Origin of the sequence: Gaoshiqia hydrogeniformans, from assembly GCF_049347105.1 — a bacterium.
GTDB classification, from domain to species: domain Bacteria; phylum Bacteroidota; class Bacteroidia; order Bacteroidales; family Prolixibacteraceae; genus Gaoshiqia; species Gaoshiqia hydrogeniformans.
Genome location: NZ_CP186334.1, coordinates 2,709,352 through 2,732,964, shown reverse-complemented (window position 1 = coordinate 2,732,964; position 23,613 = coordinate 2,709,352). Strand labels below are relative to the sequence as shown.

At 47.9% G+C, this 23,613-nt stretch carries 23 protein-coding genes and 1 tRNA gene; 20 read left to right on the top strand and 4 right to left on the bottom strand.

What is annotated here, in order from left to right; translation table 11 throughout:
- Nucleotides 1–3: 3 nt before the first annotated feature.
- The 10 genes from ACOIT5_RS10820 to ACOIT5_RS10775 all read left to right on the top strand — a co-directional run bounded on the left by ACOIT5_RS10820 (nt 4) and on the right by ACOIT5_RS10775 (nt 12,276).
- Nucleotides 4–822: an enoyl-CoA hydratase-related protein gene (locus tag ACOIT5_RS10820; protein WP_423130488.1), complete on the top strand. Its 819-nt coding sequence runs from the start codon at nt 4–6 to the stop codon at nt 820–822.
- Nucleotides 823–889: 67 nt separating this feature from the next.
- Nucleotides 890–2,866 carry an acetyl/propionyl/methylcrotonyl-CoA carboxylase subunit alpha gene (locus tag ACOIT5_RS10815; RefSeq protein WP_423130487.1) on the top strand — a complete coding sequence of 659 codons (1,977 nt, stop codon included), beginning with the start codon at nt 890–892 and terminating at the stop codon, nt 2,864–2,866.
- An 18-nt stretch (nt 2,867–2,884) separates the two neighbouring features.
- A complete protein-coding gene (locus ACOIT5_RS10810) occupies nt 2,885–4,042 on the top strand; it encodes an acyl-CoA dehydrogenase family protein (RefSeq protein ID WP_423130486.1) in 1,158 nt (385 codons plus the stop codon).
- 182 nt (nt 4,043–4,224) lie between these two features.
- Nucleotides 4,225–5,235: an isopentenyl-diphosphate delta-isomerase gene (locus ACOIT5_RS10805; protein ID WP_423130485.1), complete on the top strand. Its 1,011-nt coding sequence runs from the start codon at nt 4,225–4,227 to the stop codon at nt 5,233–5,235.
- On the top strand, nt 5,222–6,547 hold the full coding sequence (locus ACOIT5_RS10800) for a hydroxymethylglutaryl-CoA reductase (RefSeq protein WP_423130484.1): 1,326 nt from the start codon (nt 5,222–5,224) through the stop codon (nt 6,545–6,547). The genes ACOIT5_RS10805 and ACOIT5_RS10800 overlap by 14 nt, the downstream gene beginning before the upstream one ends.
- Nucleotides 6,531–7,457 (top strand): GYDIA family GHMP kinase, encoded by a 927-nt coding sequence (locus ACOIT5_RS10795; protein ID WP_423130483.1) that lies wholly within the window; start codon nt 6,531–6,533, stop codon nt 7,455–7,457. The genes ACOIT5_RS10800 and ACOIT5_RS10795 overlap by 17 nt, the downstream gene beginning before the upstream one ends.
- A gap of 4 nt (nt 7,458–7,461) precedes the next feature.
- Nucleotides 7,462–8,493 (top strand): diphosphomevalonate decarboxylase, encoded by a 1,032-nt coding sequence (mvaD, locus tag ACOIT5_RS10790; RefSeq protein ID WP_423130482.1) that lies wholly within the window; start codon nt 7,462–7,464, stop codon nt 8,491–8,493.
- On the top strand, nt 8,490–9,404 hold the full coding sequence (locus tag ACOIT5_RS10785; protein WP_423130481.1) for a mevalonate kinase family protein: 915 nt from the start codon (nt 8,490–8,492) through the stop codon (nt 9,402–9,404). The genes mvaD and ACOIT5_RS10785 overlap by 4 nt, the downstream gene beginning before the upstream one ends.
- Before the next feature lie 124 nt (nt 9,405–9,528).
- A complete protein-coding gene (locus ACOIT5_RS10780; RefSeq protein ID WP_423130480.1) occupies nt 9,529–11,049 on the top strand; it encodes a pyruvate kinase in 1,521 nt (506 codons plus the stop codon).
- Between the two features lie 60 nt (nt 11,050–11,109).
- Entirely contained in the window at nt 11,110–12,276 is a 1,167-nt protein-coding gene (locus ACOIT5_RS10775; RefSeq protein WP_423130479.1) for an MFS transporter, read from the top strand.
- Between the two features lie 25 nt (nt 12,277–12,301).
- Here the strand turns inward: ACOIT5_RS10775 and ACOIT5_RS10770 are convergent, their stop codons facing one another.
- The 3 genes from ACOIT5_RS10770 to ACOIT5_RS10760 form a co-directional block, all read right to left on the bottom strand.
- Nucleotides 12,302–13,189, bottom strand: coding sequence for a DMT family transporter (locus ACOIT5_RS10770; RefSeq protein ID WP_423130478.1), 888 nt, complete (start codon nt 13,187–13,189; stop codon nt 12,302–12,304).
- A gap of 141 nt (nt 13,190–13,330) precedes the next feature.
- Nucleotides 13,331–13,768 (bottom strand): peptidylprolyl isomerase, encoded by a 438-nt coding sequence (locus ACOIT5_RS10765; protein ID WP_423130477.1) that lies wholly within the window; start codon nt 13,766–13,768, stop codon nt 13,331–13,333.
- A 50-nt stretch (nt 13,769–13,818) separates the two neighbouring features.
- Entirely contained in the window at nt 13,819–14,625 is an 807-nt protein-coding gene (locus ACOIT5_RS10760; protein ID WP_423130476.1) for a CPBP family intramembrane glutamic endopeptidase, read from the bottom strand.
- Nucleotides 14,626–14,930: 305 nt separating this feature from the next.
- Here ACOIT5_RS10760 and gdhA point away from each other — a divergent pair, with 305 nt between their 5' ends.
- The 9 genes from gdhA to ACOIT5_RS10715 all read left to right on the top strand — a co-directional run bounded on the left by gdhA (nt 14,931) and on the right by ACOIT5_RS10715 (nt 21,292).
- Entirely contained in the window at nt 14,931–16,265 is a 1,335-nt protein-coding gene (gene gdhA, locus ACOIT5_RS10755; protein WP_423130475.1) for an NADP-specific glutamate dehydrogenase, read from the top strand.
- Nucleotides 16,266–16,404: 139 nt separating this feature from the next.
- Nucleotides 16,405–17,169, top strand: a complete 765-nt coding sequence (locus ACOIT5_RS10750) for a TatD family hydrolase (protein WP_423130474.1) — start codon at nt 16,405–16,407, stop codon at nt 17,167–17,169.
- A 30-nt stretch (nt 17,170–17,199) separates the two neighbouring features.
- Complete coding sequence (locus ACOIT5_RS10745; protein ID WP_423130473.1) at nt 17,200–18,234, top strand: asparaginase; 1,035 nt, start codon at nt 17,200–17,202, stop codon at nt 18,232–18,234.
- A 62-nt stretch (nt 18,235–18,296) separates the two neighbouring features.
- Nucleotides 18,297–18,384 (top strand) — tRNA-Ser (locus tag ACOIT5_RS10740).
- 148 nt (nt 18,385–18,532) lie between these two features.
- Nucleotides 18,533–19,330: a MotA/TolQ/ExbB proton channel family protein gene (locus ACOIT5_RS10735; protein WP_423130472.1), complete on the top strand. Its 798-nt coding sequence runs from the start codon at nt 18,533–18,535 to the stop codon at nt 19,328–19,330.
- A gap of 8 nt (nt 19,331–19,338) precedes the next feature.
- Nucleotides 19,339–19,794 (top strand): hypothetical protein, encoded by a 456-nt coding sequence (locus tag ACOIT5_RS10730; protein ID WP_423130471.1) that lies wholly within the window; start codon nt 19,339–19,341, stop codon nt 19,792–19,794.
- 36 nt (nt 19,795–19,830) lie between these two features.
- Nucleotides 19,831–20,409: an ExbD/TolR family protein gene (locus tag ACOIT5_RS10725; RefSeq protein WP_423130470.1), complete on the top strand. Its 579-nt coding sequence runs from the start codon at nt 19,831–19,833 to the stop codon at nt 20,407–20,409.
- A 1-nt stretch (nt 20,410) separates the two neighbouring features.
- Nucleotides 20,411–20,884 (top strand): ExbD/TolR family protein, encoded by a 474-nt coding sequence (locus ACOIT5_RS10720; RefSeq protein ID WP_423130469.1) that lies wholly within the window; start codon nt 20,411–20,413, stop codon nt 20,882–20,884.
- Nucleotides 20,885–20,953: 69 nt separating this feature from the next.
- On the top strand, nt 20,954–21,292 hold the full coding sequence (locus ACOIT5_RS10715) for a cupin domain-containing protein (protein WP_423130468.1): 339 nt from the start codon (nt 20,954–20,956) through the stop codon (nt 21,290–21,292).
- Nucleotides 21,293–21,326: 34 nt separating this feature from the next.
- On the opposite strand, the gene aspS is transcribed toward ACOIT5_RS10715, so the two are convergent.
- Nucleotides 21,327–23,081: an aspartate--tRNA ligase gene (gene aspS, locus ACOIT5_RS10710; RefSeq protein ID WP_423130467.1), complete on the bottom strand. Its 1,755-nt coding sequence runs from the start codon at nt 23,079–23,081 to the stop codon at nt 21,327–21,329.
- Between the two features lie 90 nt (nt 23,082–23,171).
- Here aspS and ACOIT5_RS10705 point away from each other — a divergent pair, with 90 nt between their 5' ends.
- The gene (locus ACOIT5_RS10705; protein WP_423130466.1) at nt 23,172–23,612 is read left to right on the top strand and encodes a nucleoside deaminase; all 441 of its coding nucleotides are present in this window, start codon (nt 23,172–23,174) and stop codon (nt 23,610–23,612) included.
- The last annotated feature ends 1 nt before the right edge of the window (nt 23,613 follow it).

Below are 23,613 nucleotides of genomic sequence, written 5' to 3'. Positions count from 1 at the left end.
AAGATGGAAAAATTCAAACATATCAAATTCAGTAAATCGGGAGTTCAATCCACGATTTTATTAAACCGCCCGGGTTTGCACAACGCGCTTAACCCGGAAATGATGGAAGAGCTGCACGTGGCGCTCGACGACCTGGCCGGCGACGACAGCATCCGGTTTGTTGTGCTGGCCGGCGAAGGCCAGTCGTTTTGTGCCGGCGCCGACATCAACTGGTTTGCCGGTACGGTCGATCGCGGGAAAGGCGAAAACTGGCAGGAATACCTGCGAATGGCCGAGCTGCTAAAAAAGCTGGCTTATTTTCCTAAAATAACGATTGCCGCGGCACACAAGAATGTGCTGGGCGGCGCCAATGGTTTGCTGGCTGCCTGCGACTTTTCGGTAGCCGAAAAATCAACGGTTTTTGCTTTTGGCGAAGTAAAACTGGGCTTGGTCCCTGCCATCATCCTGCCCTTTGTGGCCAAACGGCTTTCCACCCAAAACTTAAAAAAACTGATGTTCTCAGGCGAACGTTTTGGGACTGTGGAAGCGCATGCCATTGGGTTGGTCGATTTTCTGGCCGACGACGGCAAACGGATGGAGCTTGTGAACCAACTGATCAGTGATCTGAAAAAGGTTTCGCCAAGCGCGCTAAAAGCATGTAAACAACTGATTTTGAATATTGATTCGGGAGAAGTCGGTGTCGACAGCAGTGAATACACGGCCGCTGTTTTGGCCAACCTGGTCAACTCGGATGAAGGGCAGGAAGGGCTCCGGGCTTTTCTGGAAAAACGAACGCCCGATTGGTCGGCTAAATCAGTCATCGCAGGCTTACATAAACAGTAATTTCCGGCTGTTTCATTTTCCGGCCCGGATCAAATCAATCAGCTATCGTACTTAACCTGTTCAATCTTTGAAAAAGTTTTTCCATAAAATACTAATTGCCAACCGAGGCGAAATCGCCGTGCGGATCATCCACACAGCCCGCAAACTGGGTATAGCAACCTTGGCTGTGTATGCCGAAGACGATCGGGACGCCTTGCATGTACAACTGGCCGGTGAAGCTTTTTTTCTTCCGGGAAACAGTCTGTCCGAAACCTACCTGAACCAGGAGAAACTGGTGAGCCTGGCGCTTCAATCTGGGGCGGAGGCCATTCACCCGGGATATGGCTTTTTGTCGGAAAATGCCGGCTTTGCCCGAAAAACCGAAGCTGCAGGTTTGGTGTTCATCGGCGCTACCGCCGACCAGATTAGCCTGATGGGTGAAAAAACGCGGGCTGTTGATTTTGCCAAAAGCCTCGGCCTTCCCGTAATTCCAAGCCGGCATGGTACGGTTAACGGCATGGCCGGCGGATTGGACCTTCCCGGATTCCCGCTGTTGGTGAAGGCTTCGGCTGGTGGCGGCGGCAAAGGCATGCAGGTTGTTGAACACGAAGCGGACTTGCTGAAGGCCTTGCAACGCGCCCAACGCCAATCGCTCGAATATTTTGGAAACGACGAAATCTTCGTGGAGAAATACCTGCCTCAGGCCCGCCACATCGAGGTACAACTTGTGGGAGACGGCCAGGGAAACGCGGTACATCTGTACGAGCGCGAATGCAGCATCCAGCGGCGCTATCAGAAACTGCTCGAAGAAGCTCCTGCTGCTTCCGTTTCAACAGAAATAAAACAAAAACTTTATGCCGACGCCCTTCGCCTGGCCCGGGCGGTGAATTATCGGGGAGCCGGCACGGTTGAATTTTTGCTTGACGGGCAGGGAAATCATTATTTTCTCGAAATGAATACCCGCTTACAGGTTGAACACCCGGTGACCGAAGCCATCACCGGATTGGATCTGGTGGAGTGGCAGTTGGCTGTTGCGGCCGGGCAAGGACTCCCGTTGAGCCAGTCCGAAATCAGTCAAACCGGGCACGCTATTGAGTTCCGGATTTGTGCCGAAGATCCGGAGAGCGGTTTTTTGCCATCTTCGGGACGGGTAAATGCCTTGCAGCTTCCCGAAAACTGCCGGTGGGACAGTTTTCTTGCGGAAAATACGGCGGTTTCTCCGGCATACGATTCGCTGTTGGGAAAACTAATCGTGTACGGCGCTACCCGAAAGGCAGCGCTGCATCAGTCGGAACAGGCTTTATCGTCTTTACTGGTCGGCGGATTGCGGACAAACCAGTCATTTCTTCGGAAACTCATCCAAAGCGAAGCCTTCAAAAAAAATAACATCCACACCGGCTTTCTCGAGGATTGCCTTCCCGCCTTCATTCAGCAGATGCGCGATGAACGGGAAATGATGCCGGTTGATCTGCTGTTTGGCGTTTTTTTGCTACATCATTTTTATCGTCCTTCCGGTAAAACAGATCCCTGGAACCAGACCGGATACTGGCGTTTACACCCGGTTTTTCAGCTTGAAATGAATGGGAAAATCTTCCCGGTTCAGTTCATGAAACGAAAAAAAGCTTATTTGTTAAGTCTCGGGAGTGAACAGCATGAGCTTTGCGATGTTTCATATAACAATAATCAAATCACATTAACCCGGGAGGGAATCTTTCACCGGTTTTATGTGATCGATCAGGAACAGTCAACGGAAATTCATGGCAACAGCTACCGGTTTGCTCTGAAAAGTCTTTGTGTACAGGGGCATTTCAAACCGGAAAAACAAACCGGGAACAGCGATGTTGTTATCCAATCGCAGATCCGCGCTGATTTGCACGGGAAAGTGATTGACGTAATGGTTAGCCCCGGCGAGCGGTTAACCAAAGGTCAAAACTTACTGGTGATTGAATCCATGAAGACCGAGTTTACAGTTCAATGCCCGGCAGATGCCGTTGTGAAAACAATTTATGTATCGAAGGGGAAAATCGTTCAGGATAAAGAAATATTAGTGGATTTTGAATCCTAAAAAAGCGAGAAATCAGATATGAACGCGTTGTTAAAGAAAGTACACCACGAGCTGAGGTCCAGAGTCAGGGCCTTTGCCGAAGAAAAAATCAAGCCCGTTATTGGCGAATTTGAGGCGCTGGAACAGTTTCCTGCTGAGTTGATTAAATCCATGAGCAACCTCCGGGTATTTGGCATGCACGCCCCGGTTGAATACGGGGGACAGGGCAGCGATTACCTTTCTTTTATTGTTGCTGTGGAGGAACTGGCCCGTGTCGACAGTTCGGTTGCCGCCACACTGGCGGCACATAATTCGTTGGGGGTAGGCCCGATCCTCGAATTTGGCTCCGAAGCACAAAAACAAAGATACCTTCCGTCGCTTTGCACGGCGCAAAACCTCTGGGCCTTTGGCCTGACCGAAGAAAATGCCGGATCGGACGCCCAGGGCGTGGAAACTGTCGCCGGGGAAAAAGAAGGCGGCTGGCTGGTTAACGGTCATAAAAAGTACATCACCAACGCGGCATCCGATATGGCTTCCGGGATCAGCTTTGTGGCCCAAACCGGGATGCGTACCGACGGAAAAAAAGAATTCACGGCCTTTTTGGTCTCCAAAGGAACAGTCGGTTATACCCGCGAATTTATGAAACAAAAGTTCCTGTGGCGGGCAGCCGATAACGGGATGGTTTATTTCAACGACTGTTACATTCCCGCTGAAGACCAGTTGGGAGAACGCGGGCAAGGGATCAAAATTATGCTGCGGACCATTGACTCCGGACGCTTGTCGATTGCAGCTATGGGACTGGGATTGGCACAGGGAGCATACGAAATGGCCGTTTCATTTGCCAAAAAACGCAAACAATTCGGGAAAGCGATTGCCGGCTTTCAAACCATTGCCTTCAAACTGGCTGATATGGCCACGAAAATTGAAACAGCCCGTACCTTTTTATATCATGCCTGCTGGCTGAAAGATCACGGAGAACCATTTGGCACCCAATCGGCCATGGCAAAACTGTATTGTTCGCAGGTAGCCAGCGATGTGGCCAGCGATGCACTGCAGATTTTTGGCGGAGCCGGTTTCTTTCGAAACGACGAGTATCCGATTGAACGTTTCTTCCGCGACCAGCGCTTACTGTCGATCGGCGAGGGAACCTCCGAAGTATTGCGGATGGTGATTTCGCGGGATGTGCTGAAGGATTAAAGGCAAGGGGCAAGGAAAAGGGAAAAGGGAGCAAAAGAAATGAACGTCATGGTGAAATACGGTGTGATTTGCCTCATAAAATCAGGAATTTTTGCCGTAACTGAACGAATTTTGAACGTACTTTATAAGGGACGGGCCAATCCGTTTTTTTACTTTTGCCTGTAACCTTATTCAGCTGATACATGGACAACGACCGTAAACTGGAACACATTCAACTGGCGTTTGATTCGCAAACCGGTTACCCGGAGCAGGATCGGCGCTTTATCTACGAACCCTTAACGGCTGCTCATCCCGGACCGGAACCTTTGGCCTTCCCGTTTTTAGGGAAAATGATGAATGCCCCGGTTTGGGTATCGAGCATGACGGGTGGCACGGGAGTGGCAAAAAACATCAACCGGAATATTGCCCGCACCTGCCGCGAGCTTGGCTTGGGAATGGGTTTGGGCTCGTGCCGTAAAATTCTGTTCGACAAAACCCATTGGGACGATTTTGATGTCCGTGACGAAATCGGGGCCGATCGCCCGTTTTGGGCCAACCTGGGCGTGGCTCAGGTAGAAGAGTTGTTGAAAGAAAAGAAGGAGCAGGCGATTGTCGATTTAATTGGAGCCTTACGCGCCGATGGGCTGATTATTCACGTCAACCCCTTGCAGGAATGGTTTCAGCCGGAAGGCGACCGGATGGCACAGCCTCCGTTGGAAACGATCCGCCGGTTATTGTCAACGGTAAAAATACCGCTCATCGTGAAAGAAGTGGGACAAGGCATGGGGAGCGAAAGCCTGAAGCAATTGCTGCAACTGCCGTTATCCGCGATCGAGTTCGGCGCGTATGGCGGAACCAACTTTTCGCGGCTCGAACTGAAACGCGATGACCAGCAAACCCGCGAATTGTACGATCCGTTTTCTTACGTGGGCCAAACCGCCCTCCAAATGGTGAACGACATCAATAGTCTGGTCGAAGAAACGGAACCGGCATGCCGGCAGTTGATTATCTCGGGCGGCATAAAAAATTATTTAGACGGTTATTATTTGGTTTCGCTGAGCAAACTGCCGGCAGTTTACGGAATGGCATCGTCGGTGCTGAAACAGGCTACCGGCGATTACGAAACCTTGAAAAGATATTTGGAAAATCAGCTTAAAGCATACCGGTTGGCGCAAACTTACCTGCGTTTAAACCCCCATTATGAAGGACAATAAACCCATATCAGGATTTTCAAAACTCAGCAAAGCGCATAAAACCGACTGGTTGGTGCAGCAACTGGGCTTAGATGAGTCGGCGGCAGAGTTTCTTTCGGCCTTTGAACTGAAAAATGAAGCCTGGCAAACCATTGTGGCCGACCTGAGCGAAAATCAGATTTCCAACTTTCATTTTCCCTTTGCTGTGGCCCCCAACTTCCTGGTGAACGGACAATTCCGGGTTTTCCCGCTGGTAACCGAAGAAAGTTCGGTGGTGGCGGCTTTGGGCAAGGCTGCCGGTTTTTGGGCCAAACGAGGGGGCTTTAATGCCGAACTGTTGGGTGCTGCAAAAAAAGGGCAGCTGCATTTTTCGTGGAATGGATATCCTCAAAAACTTCATGATCATTTTACAGAAATACGAAAACGACTGACTGAAGAGGTTGCTCCGCTTGTCCAAAACATGGAAAAACGTGGCGGCGGCGTTTTGGACATTCAGTTAAACTATTTGCCCGGGATACTGCCGGCTTATTACCAGCTGGATGTGTCATTCGAAACGCGCGATGCGATGGGGGCCAATTTCATCAATTCGTGCCTCGAACAATTCGGGAAAAGCCTGAGAACCTGGTTAAACGAGCAAGCCGCCTGGCCGGATGAGGAGAAAGACTGCGAAATTATCATGGCTATTTTGTCGAATTATGTTCCGGATAGCCGGGTAAGAGTGTGGGTGGAATGTCCGGTGGAAAAGCTGTCGGACCAAAACGACCGGGAAGAAGGCTCGCTGTTTGCAGAAAAATTTGTCCGGGCCGTGCAGATCTCGCGCAGAAATGTATCGCGGGCGGTTACGCATAACAAGGGTATTTTTAACGGGGTAGATGCGCTGGCCCTGGCAACGGGCAACGATTTTCGGGCCATTGAAGCCTGCGGGCATGCTTTTGCTGCCCGAAACGGACAATATGCCGGTTTAAGTGAGGCTAAAATCGAAGATAACCAGTTTGTTTTTTCAATGGAATTGCCGCTGGCTGTTGGCGTCGTTGGAGGTGTGACGGCCCTGCACCCGATGGCCGGACTTGCCATGCAGATTCTCGAAAACCCGTCGGCCATCCAACTGATGCAATACCTGGCTGTAGCCGGACTGGCATCCAACTGGTCGGCCGTACGGGCTTTGGTGACAACAGGCATTCAACAAGGGCACATGAAAATGCACCTGAGCAATATCTTAAATAGTTTGGGTGCAACTGATGAACAAAAACAGGCTGCCCGGCTTTATTTTCAAAACCGGAATGTGAATTTCGCAGATGTAGAGCAATACCTGAAAAATGAAGCAGGACTTTAAACAAACCTATTACGCGCACGGAAAATTGTTGCTGACCGCCGAGTACCTGGTGTTGTACGGCGCCAAAGCCATTGCCCTGCCGCTGCAATACGGCCAGCGAATGGAGGTTGCCCGGGGCAGGCAGGATGGCCTGCTGCAATGGAATGCATTTTCGCAGGAAGAGCTTTGGTTTCGGTGCGAGCTGGAATTACCCTCTTTTAAACTGATCACCAGTTCCGATCCGGAAAAAGCGGTTATTCTGCAGGATATTTTTCGTGCCATACTTCAGCTTAATCCCGCTTTCAGCCCCGGAAGCTCGCTGGAGATTGAAACCCGGACCGGTTTTAATCGCCAATGGGGCTTGGGAAGCAGCAGTACGCTGATTGCCAACCTGGCCCGCTGGGCACACGTGGACGCGTTCAAACTGAATGAATTAATTTTTCACGGCAGCGGCTTCGATATTGCCTGTGCCACGGCATCGGGACCTGTTTCTTATCGAAAAAATCAATTACCTGAACCGGTCAGCCTCAACTACCCCTTTCTCGACCATTTGTATTTCATCTATTCCGGCTCCAAAAAAAGTACCCGAAGCGAGATCAGTCGTTTTTTGCATGAAGGGGCCATCACCTGGAATGAGGTAGAGCAAATCAGCCAGTTATCTGATCACATTGCACAGGAACAGGAGCTGATTGGTTTTCAGAAACTGATTGCAGAACACGAAAAACTGCTTTCTTCGCTTTTGGGAATACCCGCAATCAAGTCGGCCCGTTTCAACGATTTTGAAGGCGAGATGAAGTCGCTCGGAGCCTGGGGCGGCGACTTTTACCTGGCAGCTACCCGGCTCAAACGGAGCGACGTGCTACAATATTTTAAGAATAAGGGGTTGAACGTTGTTTTCTCCTGGAAAGAACTGGTATTAGATAAACAATAAGGGAATGAATGAATTACAGGTGAGTTGGGTATGCCCGTCGAATATTGCGCTGGTCAAATACTGGGGGAAAAAGCCGGAACAGCTGCCCCTTAATCCTTCATTAAGTTTCAGTTTAAAGAAAGCAAGGACCCGGACCAGCGTTCAGCTTCTTCCGAAAAACACAAGACAGCTGTCGTTTCTATTTGAAGGAAAACCTTCGCCTTTTGCCGCGCGGGTTGAAAAATACCTGGATCGGCTATCCATCGAAATCCCCTGGATTAATGATTATTCATTTCACATCGAAAGTGAAAATACCTTTCCGCATTCGGCTGGTATTGCTTCTTCGGCCTCCGCTTTCGGGGCGCTGGGCCTGTGCCTTGCCGACCTGAACAGCCAACTGACAGGGGCGACGCCGGAACCGGAGCAATTTATCCAGGCCGCTTCGCGCCTGGCACGCCTGGGTAGCGGCAGTGCATCCCGGTCGGTGTTGCCGGGATTTGCCTGGTGGGGAAAGTCAGCTGCCTTCCCCGGCTCAACCGATTGTTATGCCTTGCCGGTAACAGCCATTCACGATTGCTATTTTTGGTTGTGCGATGCGGTTTTACTGGTCGATTCGGCCAAAAAGAAAGTTTCCAGCTCGGCCGGGCACGAGCTGATGAACAAGCACCCCTACCAGGCTGCGCGGATCAAACAGGCAAATCAGAACATGGAGCAATTGGCGCAGGTGATGAAAACCGCCGACCGTTTCCGCTTTTTGGAATTGGTAGAAAACGAGGCCCTGAGCCTGCATGCCCTCATGATGAGTTCAACGCCTTCCTTTATGTTATTGAAACCGGAAAGCCTTCAGATTATTGAAAAAATACGTATTTTCCGGGAACAAACAGGCTTGCCTGTCGGTTTCACCATCGATGCCGGACCGAATATTCATTTATTGTACTGGGCGGAACATCAAGCAGATGTACATGAGTTTATTCAGAATAAGCTACATCCGTTCCTTGAAGACGGCAGGTGGTTGGATGACCGCATCGGCGCCGGACCTGTAAAGGATGAAGTATGAGGGCATTTTCTGCAAAATTATTATTGTTTGGCGAGTACGGATTGATGTTTGGGGCAAAGGCCTTGGCCGTTCCGTTTGCACATTATCAGGGAAACCTGGTTAAACCCGGAAACGCCGGTCCTGATCCGGTAAGCCGGGATAGCATGGTTGAACTGGAACGTTTTGTTTCGTGGATTCAGCATGAGGGGATCAATGAAAAATTGAATTTTCCGCTCGATCTGAACCGGCTGCGCCTGGATATCCGGGAAAAACTGCACTTCCGTTCGGATGTGCCGCTGCAATATGGCGTAGGAAGTTCAGGCGCGCTGTGCGCGGCCCTGGTTCACGAATACAGTTGTTACGGACAGCTAATCGGGCGGGAAAAACGAAAACACAGCCTTCCCAACCTGTTAAAACAGGACTTCGCCTGGATCGAATCTTATTTTCACGGGCGCAGTTCCGGCCTCGACCCGCTCGTTTCTTTCTTAAATCAGCCGGTATTGCTCGAAAACGGCCAAATTTCTCTCCCGTCATTAATCCCCGGCCAGTTGCCCTGGTCGGTTTACCTGATTGATACCGGAATGGCCGGCGCCACCTCTCCCCTGGTTAGGCTCTTCTTGAGTAAAATGGAGAATCCGGATTTTGTTGCTTTGTTTCGCCAGCTTTACCTGCCGGCCAACGACGGCGCAGTGGCAGCTTTTATCGCGCGCGACCGTGCGAAGCTGTTTGCCTGCATGGAAGAGATTACCCGTTTTCAACTGGCCCACTTCCCGGAGATGATTCCTGCCGGTTTTGTTGAACTGATCAGTTCGCTCCGCGAACAAAACATCTTCGTAAAATTACTCGGCTCGGGAGGCGGCGGATTTTTGCAGGCTTATGTCCCCGAAAATGTTCAGTTCCCTGTTCTACAAGGCTCCATAAAAGCATTTTAGCTTTTCCTGAACAGATTGCGGCAGCCGGCATTGACGACTAATCCCGGGAACCGAAAAAACCGTATATTTAGCCCCGTATGGATAAAACACATTAGGCACACATCGCCTGTTGACGAAGCATGTTATGGAAATCGAAGCATTGATCAGTGAACTAATGACCATCAGGCAGGCAATTCTGGATTGCGAAACAGCCTGTGAGGAACAAATTAGCCAGGTTCATCCGAATTACCGGTATTCGGCCCGTAACTTTATTCGTTATCTCAAATTGCGCACCTTCGAACTGAGGCCGCTTCAGGAACAGTTGTCGGCGATGGGTTTGTCGTCAATCGGACATTCCGAACGTTACGTGCTGGCCAATATCGAGAATATCCTTTATTTTCTGCATCTGTATGTTGGAAGACCATTCCAGGGAAAGTTTGACCTGGGAGAACATCCTGTAAATTATTTCAAAAGTCTCCGGGTGTTGAATGAAAATACCGAGCGGCTTTTTGGAAAGACCAACCAACCCTATCATACCCGAATCATGGTAACGCTTCCTTCGCAGGCTGCCAATGATGCCGGTTTGGTGGACAGGCTCTTGAAAACGGGGATGGAGAATGCCCGCATCAATTGCAGTCACGACCATACGGCTGTCTGGCTGCGGATGATTGCCAATATCCGCACTGTTTCGGCGCAAACCGGGCATGATTGTAAAATTTACATGGACCTTCCGGGGCCAAAGTTACGCAGTGGTCCGGTGGAAGTCATGGAACGGCCGGACAAGAATCAGCAAAGCTTTATTCGCCTGTTTCCCGGCGATTTATTGCATGTGTACCGACACGAGATTCTGGGGTCTTCGGCCCGTTACGATGGAAGCGGTCAATTGATTGAACCGGCGAAAATTTCGGTTTCCATCCCGTCAGTATTTACGCATACGCGTATCAATGATCGGGTTTGGTTTGACGACGGTAAAATCGGGGGGCGGATTATCGATAAAAGGGCGGATTACCTGGTTGTCAGGATAAAACGGGCAAAACCAAACGGAAGTAAGTTGAGGGCAGAGAAAGGAGTTAACCTGCCCGATACCCGGCTGGAGTTGCCCTCCCTGCAGAAAGAAGACCTCGATTTCCTGCCGTTTATCGCGCAGCATGCCGATCTGGTTGGTTACTCGTTTGTCCGTACCGGGCACGATGTAGAATTGTTACAGGCCGAATTGAAACGACTTAAACGCGAGGACATTGGATTGATTCTGAAGATCGAGAACGAAGAAGCTTTTTCGAATTTTCCGGAGTTGTTGCTGACAGCCATGCGCAGCCCGAATATCGGGGTAATGATTGCCCGCGGCGATCTGGCCGTAGAACTCGGCCCTGAGCGAATCTCGGAGGTACAGGAAATGTTGCTGTGGCTTTCAGAGGCAGCCTTTATCCCGATTATCTGGGCGACACAGGTACTCGAGAAACTGGCCAAAGAAGGCATTGCCACCCGTTCGGAAATTACCGATGCGTCTATGGCTTCCCGTTCGGAATGCGTGATGCTGAATAAAGGCGAAAACATCCTGGAAACAGTTGAAATACTGGCGAATATCCTGCAACGCATGGAGAGCCACCAGTATAAAAAGAAAGGAACATTGCGTCCATTAAATGTGGCGCGTAAATTTTTCTCATAAACCGGGAAAAAGCTTGTTTTAAATACTCCTGACTTTGTACTTTTAAAGAAAAACCGCCGGATGGACAAGAATCAATCAATCCTCTCCAACAGAAATTTACACATTGTTTTTTGTGTGACGCTAGCCGGCGTGATGGGTGTAGCCAGTATCACACCGGCATTTCCGGCCATCATTCGTTATTTCGAAATTACGCCCCGGCAAGTGGGTTGGTTGATTGTTCTATTCACGCTCCCCGGCGTTGTACTCACCCCGCTTACAGGTATTCTGGCCGACAGGTACGGCAGGAAGCCGATTCTCGTCCCCTCACTGTTTTTATTCGGGCTGGCTGGTTTTACCTGTTTCTTTATCCGCGATTATCAATGGCTGTTGTTTTTCAGGTTTATCCAGGGAATTGGGGCCAGCTCTTTGTCCAGCATGGGCATCACCCTGATTGGCGACATTTTCCCCGGCAAAAAGCGGGTGGCGGCGATGGGCTATAATGCCAGCATTTTAAGTGTCGGGACGGCCATGTACCCCGCGATCGGAGGCGTACTGGCAGCCCTCGACTGGCCCTTCATCTTTCTGTTGCCGGTGCTGGCTATTCCGTTAGGTCTTTGGGTGATTTACGGGCTGAGAAACCCGGAACCATCTTCTGAACGCAGTTTAAAAGATTATTTCGGGAATGTTTGGCAAACGATAAACCGGCGTACCGTTTGGGGCTTGTTCCTGACCAACATCCTACTGTTCATTATTTTGTACGGCGCCTATCTGACTTACTTCCCGTTGTTGCTGGCGACCCATTTCGGGGCCGGGTCTGCAACGATTGGCGTCACTATGTCGCTGATGTCGTTGGTGACTGCTATCACCTCCTTTAATTTGCCTTATATCAACCGTTTTTTGTCCGCTAAAAAACAATTGGCAGGCGCCTGCGGGTTTTATTTTCTCTCCATGCTGGTTTTAAGTATGTCAGCACGCTGGGAGATGGTCATTGCAGGCGTGTTGTTTCTTGGCCTGGGACATGGCGTGATGGTTCCTTCTGTTCAAACCTTACTGGTTGGCATGGCAGGTATTGAAGAGCGCGCCGCCTTCATGTCGTTAAACGCCATGTTGCTTCGTTCCGGCCAAACCATTGGTCCTTTGCTGATTGGCTTTTTTTATGCCGCCGGTGATTTGCAGGCGGCTTTTGGGGCCGGCGCCGGCTTGGCTGTCCTGATGGTTTTGTTGATTGTTACGATGGTCAAAGCCTGACCTCCTGCCCAGCGCAAAACCTGAACTATTCCACCATTTTCAGAATTCGTGGTTTTTTCCCTGTTCTGTAGTTAATGACGACCAAAGAAAGGCAGGAGCCGATAATCACAATCGCCCCGATGGTTTCGGCCGACGAAAATTCTTCATGAAAAATAAAATAACCCGCGAGCAGGTTAAAAACCGGGACCAGTGATTGAAAGATCGACCCGGTGGCCACGTTCACATAGCGATAACCTTCAGTCATCAATAATTGGCCGAGCGTGGCAACCAGCCCAATCAACAACAGGATGACCAGGTCGAACGGGCTTCCCGGACTTTGCGTGATTCCCGATGGAATGATAAAGAGCCAGAAGCCCATGAGGCTTTGGGCAAAGAAAATGGAATAAGAGTTGTCGCTGTCGTGGAGTTTTTTGACAAAAACAACAGCCAGCCCGGTTGTCAGCGATCCGGCGATACCAATCAGTTCGTACCCGCTAAACCCCGAAAGCGATGCTGAGCCATGTTTGAACGAAAGCAATACCAGCCCGCCAATGGATGCAATAATGGGGATAAACTTAACCGGTTCAACCTTTTCTTTTAAAATAAGCATACTGAACAAGGTAGCGAAAACCGGGTACGAATACACGTAAACCGAACCTTTTCCAATGCCCAGTTTAACGATGGACAAATAAAAGAGGTACACGGCGATCCCACCAATCAGTCCGCGCAGCAACAGGAATTTTCGGTCGCGGAATCTCATCGGGATGACCCGAAACATCCCCAGCAGTCCAATGATCCCTAAGCCAACCGAAAACCGGAAAAAACTGGATTGAAATGACGACACATGGGGAATCGCCCGTACCAGGATAGCCATCAGGGCAAACGCGATGACGGAACTTAATGTCAGCAGGATTCCTTTTAAATGAGTCGACATGGGCGATCTGGCATCATTGGATGAATGAAAATCGTTTTTGGGAACTAATCACTCGGATAGATGAAAAAAAAATCAACCATTCCGGCGCGAATATTTCTCCGCCTGCAGTGGTTGATTTTTTAGTTTTGTCAGCAAAATGACCTATTCTTCAATAATCACAATCTGTTCAATCAGGTCGCCGGCACGGATGGCATCAATTACTTCCAGTCCTTCGTATACCTTGCCAAAGCAGGTGTGATTGCGGTCGAGGTGCGCCGTGTTTTTCCGGCTGTGACAAATGAAAAACTGTGAACCTCCGGTATTTCTTCCGGCATGGGCCATCGATAATACACCGCGGTCGTGGTATTGGTTGTTCCCGCTAAGTTCACATTTAATGGTGTAGCCCGGTCCGCCTGCTCCGGTCCCGTCGGGGCATCCTCCCTGGATCACAAAATCGGGAATCACCCGATGAAAGGTCAGGCCGTCGTAAAAACCGGATTTCGAAAGTTTGACAAAGTTATCGACTGTGCCGGGTGCATCTTCTTCGTAGAAGTTTACCTTCATCGTACCTTTGCTGGTATGAATTTCTGCTTTTCTCATGATAGATCTTTATTTAATTCAAGGCAAAAATACAAAATAACCAGGCCGAACTAAAACGATTCTTCCGTTTTACGGTCGCTGTTCTTGTAAATTTGAAACAAACCGAATGAAAACAACAGCGCGGCACACATGTAAAGAACCAAATAAACGGGGGTACTGTTGATGAGTTGGTCAGGACTGATATTGAAACCGAATTTCCATATAAAAATGAAAGCAATGCCATTATTCACAATATGAATAAGGATACACAGAAACAGTGACCGGGTTTGCCAGTAAATAAAACCGATGAAACAACCAATAATAAACGCGGCAACCAACTGGGAAAGATTGAGGTGGATGATCCCGAATAATAAGGAAGAAATGACGATGGCTTTCACCGGGTGGTAATTTTTAAGAAAACCCCGTAAAATAATCCCTCTGAAAATAATTTCTTCAAGCACCGGCCCCAGCAGGATAATGTGCAGGGCTGCCAATATCCGGTGGTTCATCAGTTGATGAAAAATTTGTTCGAAACTGCTTGATACGGGAATGAGTTGTTCGACGGGTTGCAGCAGGAAATCGAGCGCCAGGGTAGATAGTAATGCAAACGGAGCAAAATGGTAAGCACGAATCCGAAACTGGTCGGATAGCCGGAAACCTTCCGTCGCTTTAATTCTCCTGACAGCAAAACCGATCAACCAGATTTCGGCAAGAACAACAGGTACGACAACCAAATAGGCCGTCAATGAAGCGAACTGTTCGTCTTGATTCAGAAAAATCCGGATGACTAAAAAAGGAATTGTCAGTACGACTACAATCAGGAATAACCTTAAAAGCAAGCCAATGGCATTTTTAACGGAGGGATAGTATTGTTGCATGGTTTATTCTTTAATAATCGGTATAGTAAAGTTATGATCATTTCATGGAAGAGTTTTGGATTTTCGTTAAAACTTGATGAACAACTCATTTTGAGCGGCTAAACAGGCATATTTCTGTTATAAACGTTATTTCTTATGTTTATTATCATCAGCGGAACACCGGAGGAAAGCGGTTCTGTTTTGAGGCGCTGCTATTAAACATTTCGCAGGGCAAAAAAACTTGCCTAAAATCAGGTTTTTATCGGCTATTCCTCATTTCCTTTGTTTGAAATTACAATCATTCATTTTGAATCAAAAAGACCAGGATGAGAACAGATATTAATGATTTTATGGAAGCCTTAAAGGCCCGGACTCCCGGTGAAACGGAGTTTCATCAGGCAGTTCAGGAGGTGGTTGAGTCCATCTGGGATGTCTACAAAAAGAATCCAAGATATCAAAAGGCGAAGGTTCTTGAGCGTATGGTTGAACCCGAACGGGTCATCATGTTTCGTGTGCCTTGGATTGACGACCAGGGCGAAGTTCAGATTAACCGGGGTTACCGGATTGAGTTTAACTCGGCCCTGGGCCCGTACAAGGGAGGACTGCGCTTTCACCCAACCGTAACCTTGTCCATCCTGAAGTTTTTAGGATTTGAGCAAACCTTTAAGAACAGCCTGACGACGCTGCCGATGGGCGGAGGAAAAGGCGGTTCTGATTTCAGCCCGAAAGGAAAATCGGACAATGAGATCATGCGTTTTTGTCAAAGTTTCATGACTGAATTGCAACGACATATCGGACCAAATACCGATGTGCCTGCCGGCGATATTGGCGTAGGAGGCCGCGAAATCGGTTATTTATTCGGACAGTATAAACGGATAAAGAACGAGTTTACTGGTGTGCTTACCGGCAAGGGCCTTGCCTGGGGCGGAAGCCTGATCCGTCCGGAAGCAACCGGTTTTGGCGCTGTGTATTTTGTTCACCACATGTTGGAAAACCTGGGAAAAGACATTGCAGGTCACCGCTTTGCCATATCCGGATTCGGGAATGTGGCCTGGGGAGCCATCACGAAAATTAATGAACTGGGAGGAAAGGTTGTCACCATTTCGGGTCCCGACGGCTATATCTACGACCCGGATGGTATTCGCGACGACAAACTGGAATACCTGCTGGAACTCCGGGCAACAAACAATGACGTGGTTGAACCCTATGCCACTGAGTTTAGCGCTGAATTCCATCCCGGCAAAAAACCCTGGGAACAGCCGGTCGACATTGCCATTCCCTGCGCCACCCAAAACGAAGTAGACCTTGATGATGCCCGGATGTTGGTGGCCAACGGCTGTTTCTTGCTTGCCGAAGCTTCCAATATGGGTTGCACCGCCGAAGCGGTTGAACACCTGAGCGAGCATATTCATTTTGCTCCGGGAAAGGCCGTCAATGCCGGTGGAGTAGCCGTTTCGGGCCTGGAGATGACCCAAAATAGTCAGCGACTGAACTGGAGCCGGGAGGAAGTGGATGCCCGTTTGCATATCATCATGCGCGACATTCACGAAACCTGCGTTAAATACGGGAAAAACGGATCAAAGATCAACTATGTGAAAGGCGCCAACGTAGGCGGATTTGTAAAAGTCGCCGATGCCATGCTTGCCCAGGGCGTGGTGTAATAACCGGCTGCTAACGGATTGAATGGTCTGAAAAGGAACAGTTCTTTTTCAGACCATTTGTTTGAATTAGTGATAAGATAATATTGAAAAAGAGGTCATCTGCTTTTTTAATATTTTCTTTGCGGTTAAATTTTTCTCTATGTTAATTGATACACACTCGCATATCTATTCGGAGGATTTTAGTGTTGATTTGGAAGAAGTGATCCAACGTGCGGTTGAAAAGGATGTCAAAAAAATTATCTTACCCAATATTGACAGTTCGTCGGTTAAAAAGATGTTTGATCTGACCGACCGGTACCCGCAGGTTTGTTATCCTCTAATGGGTTTGCATCCAACTTCGGTAAATGAAGATTTTGAAGAAGAGTTGGAACTGGTTGAGTTTTGGTTGAAAAAGCGGAAATTCTTTGGCATCGGGGAAACAGGCATCGATCTGTACTGGGATAAAACCTTTATCCGTGAACAAACCGAAGCATTTCGCCGGCAAATCCGGTTGGCTAAAAAATATGATCTGCCGGTGGTGATTCATGTCCGCGAGTCGTTTGACGAAGTTTATGCCGTATTAAAAGAGGAGGCCGGTGAGAATCTACGTGGGGTTTTTCACAGCTTTACCGGAACGGCAGAACAAGCATCGCTCATTACGGAAATGGGTTTTTTGATTGGAATAAACGGTATTGTGACTTTCAAAAACAGTCATTTAGGGCAGATCGTCGAAAAAATTGACCCATCTCATATTTTATTGGAAACGGATGCCCCATATTTGGCGCCTGTCCCGTTCCGGGGAAAACGAAACGAAAGCGCTTACCTGGTTTATGTTGCTGAAAAGCTTGCAGAGATCTATCAGCTTTCGGTGGATGAAATTTCCGGGATTACATCGCGCAACGCGGAAAAATTGTTTCACATTTAACGGGCTGAATAAGTTATCTTTGCATCGCATATGGAACTGAAAAGACCATCGATCTTGTTAATTTATACAGGCGGAACCATTGGGATGGTTCAAAAGTCTGAAACCGGAGCGTTAAGCCCGGTGAAATTCGACCAGATCCTGGATGAAGTACCGGAATTGAACCGTCTGGGCTATTCGCTGGAATCAATTACCTTTAACCCGCCGATTGATTCGTCGGATATGACCCCGAAAATCTGGGGAAAACTGGCGAAAACAATTCACGCGAACTACAGCAAATTCGACGGATTTGTAATTTTGCACGGCACCGATACCATGGCCTACACCGCCTCGGCGCTGAGCTACATGCTCGAAAACCTCGACAAGCCGGTGGTGATGACGGGATCCCAGTTGCCTATCGGCATCCTTCGCACCGATGGTAAGGAAAATCTGATTACCTCGGTCGAAATTGCAGCTGCCCGGGAAAACGGACATGCCATCGTTCCCGAGGTCTGTATTTATTTTGATTTTAAGCTATCTCGGGGAAACCGGACCAGCAAACGGCATGCTGATCATTTCAGCGCCTTCAGTTCAACAAATTATCCCTTGCTGGCCAAAGCGGGAGTCGATATCATCTATTTTCACGAAAATATTTATCATCCCAAAAATAAAGGCATCTTAAAAGTCAGGACTAATTTCGACGAGAATGTGGTCGTCCTGAAGATTTTTCCGGGGATGAGCCGGCTTGTTTACGAAAACATCATCCACATCCCCGGATTAAGGGGAATTGTACTCGAATCGTTTGGCTCGGGAAATGTACCGACATCGCCTTGGCTGATCCGCCTGATTAAGAAGGCAATACGTCAGCGTATTATTATTGTCAATGTCACACAATGTGAAGGAGGCGCTGTGAAAATGGGGCATTACCAGGCCAGCAGGGAACTGTTGATGGCAGGTGTGGTCAGCGGGAAAGATATGACGACGGAAGCCGCCGTTACGAAATTGATGTTTTTGTTGGGACAGGGATTGAGTGATGATGACATAAAGCTCCATTTGAATAAAAGTCTGAGCGGTGAAATAAGTGAGTAGCTTATTTTTTTTTCACAATTTTTTTGTAATTTGCAGCCCTGAAAAATTGGCGCCAGTATATTGGAGAGATGCAGGAGTGGCTGAACTGGCACGCCTGGAAAGCGTGTGTACCTCAAAAGGGTACCGAGGGTTCGAATCCCTCTCTCTCCGCGTAAAGGGTTTACGTTCTAAAACAAACCTGTAAAGAAAAAGTTTTGAACTTGGTCCGGGGAAATTTGATGGTTCCCGGTCATTCAGAATAAAAAACAAATAGTATACAATAAAAATTAAGGAGATTTACTAATTAAAATTGAAACCAATGATGAAAAAACTATTTGCGTTTATAGCAGTTCTTGGAATGCTTTATTTGGGAGCATCGAACGATGCCGTAGCTCAAGATCAAACGGGAGGGTCTGCTACAGAAGTAGCTGCCAAGCAGGCTGATGCTGAAGAAGCTGCAGCTGCCAAAGCAGAAGCAGGACAATCCCTGCACAGCCAGTTGAAACAAAAATTCATTGAAGGTGGTGCCGGATTCATGTCTTTTGTATTGATCTGTTTGATTTTAGGTCTTGCAATGGCGTTGGAAAGAGTAATTTATTTGAATCTTTCAACCAGCAACAACAAAAAATTATTGGTTAATGTAGAAGAAGCTTTAGCCAATGGCGGAATTGAAGCAGCTAAAGAAGTTTGCCGTAATACGCGTGGTCCGGTTGCCAGTATTTTCTATCAGGGTCTTGATCGTTCAGACGAAGGTATTGATGTGGTAGAAAAAACAGTTGTAGCCTATGGTGGCGTACAAGCTGGTTTGTTGGAAAAAGGATTAAGCTGGTTGGCATTGTTCATCGCTTTGGCTCCTATGCTTGGGTTCATGGGAACTGTAATAGGGATGATCGCAGCTTTCGATGCAATTGAAATCGCCGGTGACATTAGCCCGTCATTGGTTGCAGGTGGTATTAAAGTGGCTTTGATCACAACGGTATCCGGTCTTGTGGTTGCCATTATCCTGCAAATTTTCTACAACTATTGCGTGGCTAAAATTGACAGTATTGTAAACAGCATGGAAGATGCTTCCATCTCGTTGATCGACATTTTGGTAAAACACAATCTTAAAAAATAATTACACTTATGAAGCTTGAAAAAGTATTAAACATTACATTGTGGGTACTTTTGGCAGTTTCAGCATTTCTGATTGTGTCTTTAATGATGAATCTCAGTGATAATGAAGCTGATCCAACCATGGGTGCCTGGATCAATACCAACCTTACCTGGTCGTACATCTTGCTGGGTATTGGTGCAGCTGTTGCAATTATTTTTGCCTTAGTACAAACGTTCACCGACAAAGCAGCAGCTAAAAAAGGATTAACCGCCCTTGTTTTTGTCGCAGTCGTTCTGGTCCTTTCTTATGTTTTGGCCTCAGACGCAATGCCTCAATTTCATGGCGTGGAAAAATACATTGCCGACGGCAGCCTTACCAGTTCCATCTCAAAATGGATCGATACGGCGCTGAATGCAACGTATATCTTACTTTTCCTCGCCATCATGGGAATCGTAGTTACCTCTGTATCTCGTATAGTAAAATAATTACGTGGTTTGTGTATCACAGGAAAAAATTAAATTATGGCTAGAAAAATTCCCGAAATACCTTCAGCATCACTGGCCGATATTGCCTTCATGTTGCTGATTTTTTTCCTGGTAACAACCACGATGGATGTGGACAGTGGTCTTGAACGCCGCCTCCCGGCAATGCCCCCGGAAGATGAAAAACCGGATGATACGCCTCCGATTAAGGAGCGCAATGTCTTCGTGGTACTGCTGAATGCCCAGAACCAGTTGCTGGTTGAGGGCGAATGGATGAACGTTGGAGACCTTCGTGAGAAAGCCAAAGAATTTATGGCCAACCCTTATGATGAAGAACATTTGCCTGAAAAAACGATGAAGGAACTTCCTTATTTTGGGCAAGTCGGAATTACAAAAGGGGTAATCTCTTTACGAAATGATGTGGGAACCCAATACGGAACTTACATTGCTGTTCAAAACGAGTTGGTTGGTGCCATTAACGATCTGAGAGAAGAATTGGCCAGACAGAAGTTTGGTAAATCCTATAATAATCTCGATAAAGATCAACAAGACGCGATAAAGGAAATTTATCCTTCAAGAATCTCTGAAGCTGAACCTAAAAAAGTGGGAGGAAAATAGTATGTCAAAATTCAGAAAGAATGACTCTAAGGAATTACCACCGATTTCAACAGCATCATTGCCCGATATCGTGTTTATGTTGCTCTTCTTCTTCATGGTGAGTACAACGATGAGGGAAGTTACCATGATGGTACAAATTCACCTTCCCGAAGCAACTGAACTTTCCAAACTGGAGAAAAAATCATTGGTAAGTTATATTTATGTGGGAACGCCGCATAGACAATTTCAAAATGTGTTTGGCTCTGAGCCTCGTATCCAGCTGAACGACCAGTTTGCCAATGTATCGGATATTATCGACTACATTACAAACGAACGTGAAGCCAGAGATGAAGCAGATGTGCCTTTTATGATTACATCACTTAAAGTGGATGAATTTACGAAAATGGGTATTGTGACTGACATCAAACAGGAGTTGCGTAAAGCTTCTGCCTTGCATATCAACTACTCATCCCGTAAAAGATCAACTAACGATTAGTCTTTTATCTAGTATAATCTTGAAAAGGGAAGCTTTAACAGTTTCCCTTTTTATTTTAAATGAATGAACATGGCAACCTTATTATTTGATCAAACACCCTACGAAAAAGTTCGTGAAGGACTGGAGCGAAAAATCATTCATACCAATAAGCTGATGACGGTACTGATTGACTTTTCGGGTGGTCCCTGGGCCGAGCCGGAGCCGATGCACAGTCATCCGCATGAGCAAACCTCGTATATTGCCGAGGGGGAAGTTATCTTCTTCTGTGAAGGTGAAGAGTCGGTTCGGCTAAAAGCCGGTGATTTGTTTGCCGTTGCATCGGGTAAAAAACATACCATCCAACTGATCACCGAAAAAGCGCGTCTGGTGGATAGTTTTAATCCCCTGCGTGAAGATTTTCTGAAATAGAAAAAGGGAGCTTCCATTTAGCTCCCTTTTTCTATTATTGATCTTTGAGGTCCAGCTTGATATTTAATTCGTTCAACTGGGCGTCTTCAATCGGCGAAGGCGCGTCGTTCATAACATCGCGGCCCGAGTTGTTTTTCGGGAAAGCAATGGTGTCGCGGATACTGTCGAGCCCGGCAAACATGGACACCAGCCGGTCGAAACCAAAAGCAATACCGGCATGTGGCGGAGCGCCGTATTTGAATGCGCTCATCAGAAAGCCAAACTGGGCTTCGGCCGACTCTTTCGTAAAACCTAACAAGTCGAACATTTTCGACTGCAGTTCCGAGTTGAAAATCCGAACCGATCCTCCGCCAATTTCAACGCCGTTAATCACCAGGTCGTACGCGTTGGCCCGCACGTCGCCCGGATTGGTATCGAGTAAGGGAACGTCTTCGGGTTTTGGCGATGTAAACGGGTGATGCATGGCGTAGTAGCGCTGTGTTTCCGGGTCCCATTCCAGCAAGGGGAAGTCGACCACCCACAAAGGTTTAAAGGTGGTTTTATCTCGTAAGCCAAGTTGATTGGCCATTTCGAGCCGAAGTTCGCCAAGAGCGTTTAGCGTATGCGCTTTTCCTCCGGAAAGTACCAGCATCAGGTCGCCCGCGGCAGCGCCAAATTCACCAGCCCAACGCCTCAGCTCATCTTCGGAATAGAACTTATCGACCGACGATTTCAGGGAGCCGTCGGTATTTAGTTTCACATATACCAAGCCTTTGGCGCCTATTTGCGGGCGCTTTACCCAGTTAGTCAGCTCGTCGAGTTGTTTGCGGGTATATTCGCTGCATCCTTTGGCACAAATTCCGCCAATGTATTCAGCCTCGTCAAAAACTTTAAAATCTTTCCCTTTTACCAGCCCCGCAAGCTCTTTAATCTTCATTTCGAAGCGGATGTCGGGTTTGTCCGATCCGTAATTTTCGAGGGCTTCTTTGTAGGGCATACGCTGAAAATCGCCGACCTCAATGCCTTTTACCGTTTGAAACAGGTATTTGGTTAACCCTTCAAAAGTATTTAACACATCTTCCTGCTCCACAAACGACATTTCGCAGTCGATCTGGGTGAATTCGGGCTGACGGTCGGCGCGCAAATCTTCGTCGCGGAAGCATTTCACAATCTGGTAGTATCGGTCGAACCCGGCCACCATCAGCAATTGTTTGAAAATTTGCGGCGATTGCGGGAGCGCGTAAAATTCACCCGGGTTTAAACGCGAAGGAACAACAAAGTCACGGGCTCCTTCAGGCGTCGATTTCATCAATACCGGGGTTTCCGTCTCAATAAAATTCTGATCGTTCAGGTACAGGCGAACAGCGTGGGCCATTTTTGAGCGGAGAATCAAGGTATTGCGTACCGGGTTCCGGCGCAGGTCAAGATAGCGGTATTTCATGCGAATATCGTCTCCTCCATCGCTTTCGTCCTCAATGGTAAAGGGAGGAACTGCCGAGGGGCTTAAAACGGTCAGCTTTTTGACTTCGATCTCGATGTCGCCGGTAGGAATATTTTTATTTTTACTGCTGCGTTCGCGAACCAGTCCGCTTACCTGGATCACATATTCGCGTCCGAGTTTTTTCAGGTTCTCGTTGATTTCGGCAGATGTATTTTCGTTAAAAACCAGTTGGGTGATTCCGTAACGGTCGCGCAAGTCAATAAAGGTCATTCCCCCCAACTCGCGTTTACGCTGGATCCAACCGGCTAAGGTGGTTTCTTTTCCCTGGTGTTCCATGCGCAATTCACCACAGGTGTGCGTTCTGTACATAGTATCGTTTCTTTTTGTTTGCCAGCAAAAATAAACAGATTTTGCCATTTAAATTGTAGGTTTGCCAATATTATTGAATTGATTTTTAGCATGGAGCCATTTGATGATGTATACTTTATGAAAAAGGCATTTCAGGAAGCGCGATTTGCCTACGACAAAGATGAAATTCCCGTGGGGGCAGTGGTTGTTGCCAATAACCGGATTATTGCCCGGGCCCATAACCTGACCGAAATACTGACGGATGTGACTGCCCATGCCGAAATGCAGGCCATCACAGCAGCAGCCAATTTATTAGGAGGTAAATATCTGAACGAATGCACCCTGTACGTTACGCTGGAGCCCTGTGTGATGTGTGCAGGCGCGCTGGGATGGGCCCAACTCGGGCGACTGGTTTACGGCGCTGCCGACAAAAAACGCGGATTCACACAATTTGCCCCCCACGCTTTACATCCAAAAACAGAGGTGGCTTCGGGCGTGCTGGCAGACGATTGCGCCGATTTGATGACTGCTTTTTTCAGAGAAAAACGGTAAA

Excerpts from the sequence above, each read along its gene's own strand:
- ACOIT5_RS10730 (WP_423130471.1), top strand. The coding sequence starts at position 19,339 with ATGAAGCTTGAAAAAGTATTAAACATTACATTGTGGGTACTTTTGGCA.
- ACOIT5_RS10765 (WP_423130477.1), bottom strand. The coding sequence starts at position 13,768 with ATGAGAAAAGCAGAAATTCATACCAGCAAAGGTACGATGAAGGTAAAC.
- mvaD (WP_423130482.1), top strand. The coding sequence starts at position 7,462 with ATGAATGAATTACAGGTGAGTTGGGTATGCCCGTCGAATATTGCGCTG.
- ACOIT5_RS10735 (WP_423130472.1), top strand. The coding sequence starts at position 18,533 with ATGATGAAAAAACTATTTGCGTTTATAGCAGTTCTTGGAATGCTTTAT.
- ACOIT5_RS10760 (WP_423130476.1), bottom strand. The coding sequence starts at position 14,625 with ATGCAACAATACTATCCCTCCGTTAAAAATGCCATTGGCTTGCTTTTA.
- ACOIT5_RS10780 (WP_423130480.1), top strand. The coding sequence starts at position 9,529 with ATGGAAATCGAAGCATTGATCAGTGAACTAATGACCATCAGGCAGGCA.
- ACOIT5_RS10770 (WP_423130478.1), bottom strand. The coding sequence starts at position 13,189 with ATGTCGACTCATTTAAAAGGAATCCTGCTGACATTAAGTTCCGTCATC.
- ACOIT5_RS10810 (WP_423130486.1), top strand. The coding sequence starts at position 2,885 with ATGAACGCGTTGTTAAAGAAAGTACACCACGAGCTGAGGTCCAGAGTC.
- ACOIT5_RS10820 (WP_423130488.1), top strand. The coding sequence starts at position 4 with ATGGAAAAATTCAAACATATCAAATTCAGTAAATCGGGAGTTCAATCC.
- ACOIT5_RS10715 (WP_423130468.1), top strand. The coding sequence starts at position 20,954 with ATGGCAACCTTATTATTTGATCAAACACCCTACGAAAAAGTTCGTGAA.
- ACOIT5_RS10725 (WP_423130470.1), top strand. The coding sequence starts at position 19,831 with ATGGCTAGAAAAATTCCCGAAATACCTTCAGCATCACTGGCCGATATT.
- gdhA (WP_423130475.1), top strand. The coding sequence starts at position 14,931 with ATGAGAACAGATATTAATGATTTTATGGAAGCCTTAAAGGCCCGGACT.
- ACOIT5_RS10795 (WP_423130483.1), top strand. The coding sequence starts at position 6,531 with ATGAAGCAGGACTTTAAACAAACCTATTACGCGCACGGAAAATTGTTG.
- ACOIT5_RS10750 (WP_423130474.1), top strand. The coding sequence starts at position 16,405 with ATGTTAATTGATACACACTCGCATATCTATTCGGAGGATTTTAGTGTT.
- aspS (WP_423130467.1), bottom strand. The coding sequence starts at position 23,081 with ATGTACAGAACGCACACCTGTGGTGAATTGCGCATGGAACACCAGGGA.
- ACOIT5_RS10800 (WP_423130484.1), top strand. The coding sequence starts at position 5,222 with ATGAAGGACAATAAACCCATATCAGGATTTTCAAAACTCAGCAAAGCG.
- ACOIT5_RS10805 (WP_423130485.1), top strand. The coding sequence starts at position 4,225 with ATGGACAACGACCGTAAACTGGAACACATTCAACTGGCGTTTGATTCG.
- ACOIT5_RS10745 (WP_423130473.1), top strand. The coding sequence starts at position 17,200 with ATGGAACTGAAAAGACCATCGATCTTGTTAATTTATACAGGCGGAACC.
- ACOIT5_RS10705 (WP_423130466.1), top strand. The coding sequence starts at position 23,172 with ATGGAGCCATTTGATGATGTATACTTTATGAAAAAGGCATTTCAGGAA.
- ACOIT5_RS10775 (WP_423130479.1), top strand. The coding sequence starts at position 11,110 with ATGGACAAGAATCAATCAATCCTCTCCAACAGAAATTTACACATTGTT.
- ACOIT5_RS10785 (WP_423130481.1), top strand. The coding sequence starts at position 8,490 with ATGAGGGCATTTTCTGCAAAATTATTATTGTTTGGCGAGTACGGATTG.
- ACOIT5_RS10720 (WP_423130469.1), top strand. The coding sequence starts at position 20,411 with ATGTCAAAATTCAGAAAGAATGACTCTAAGGAATTACCACCGATTTCA.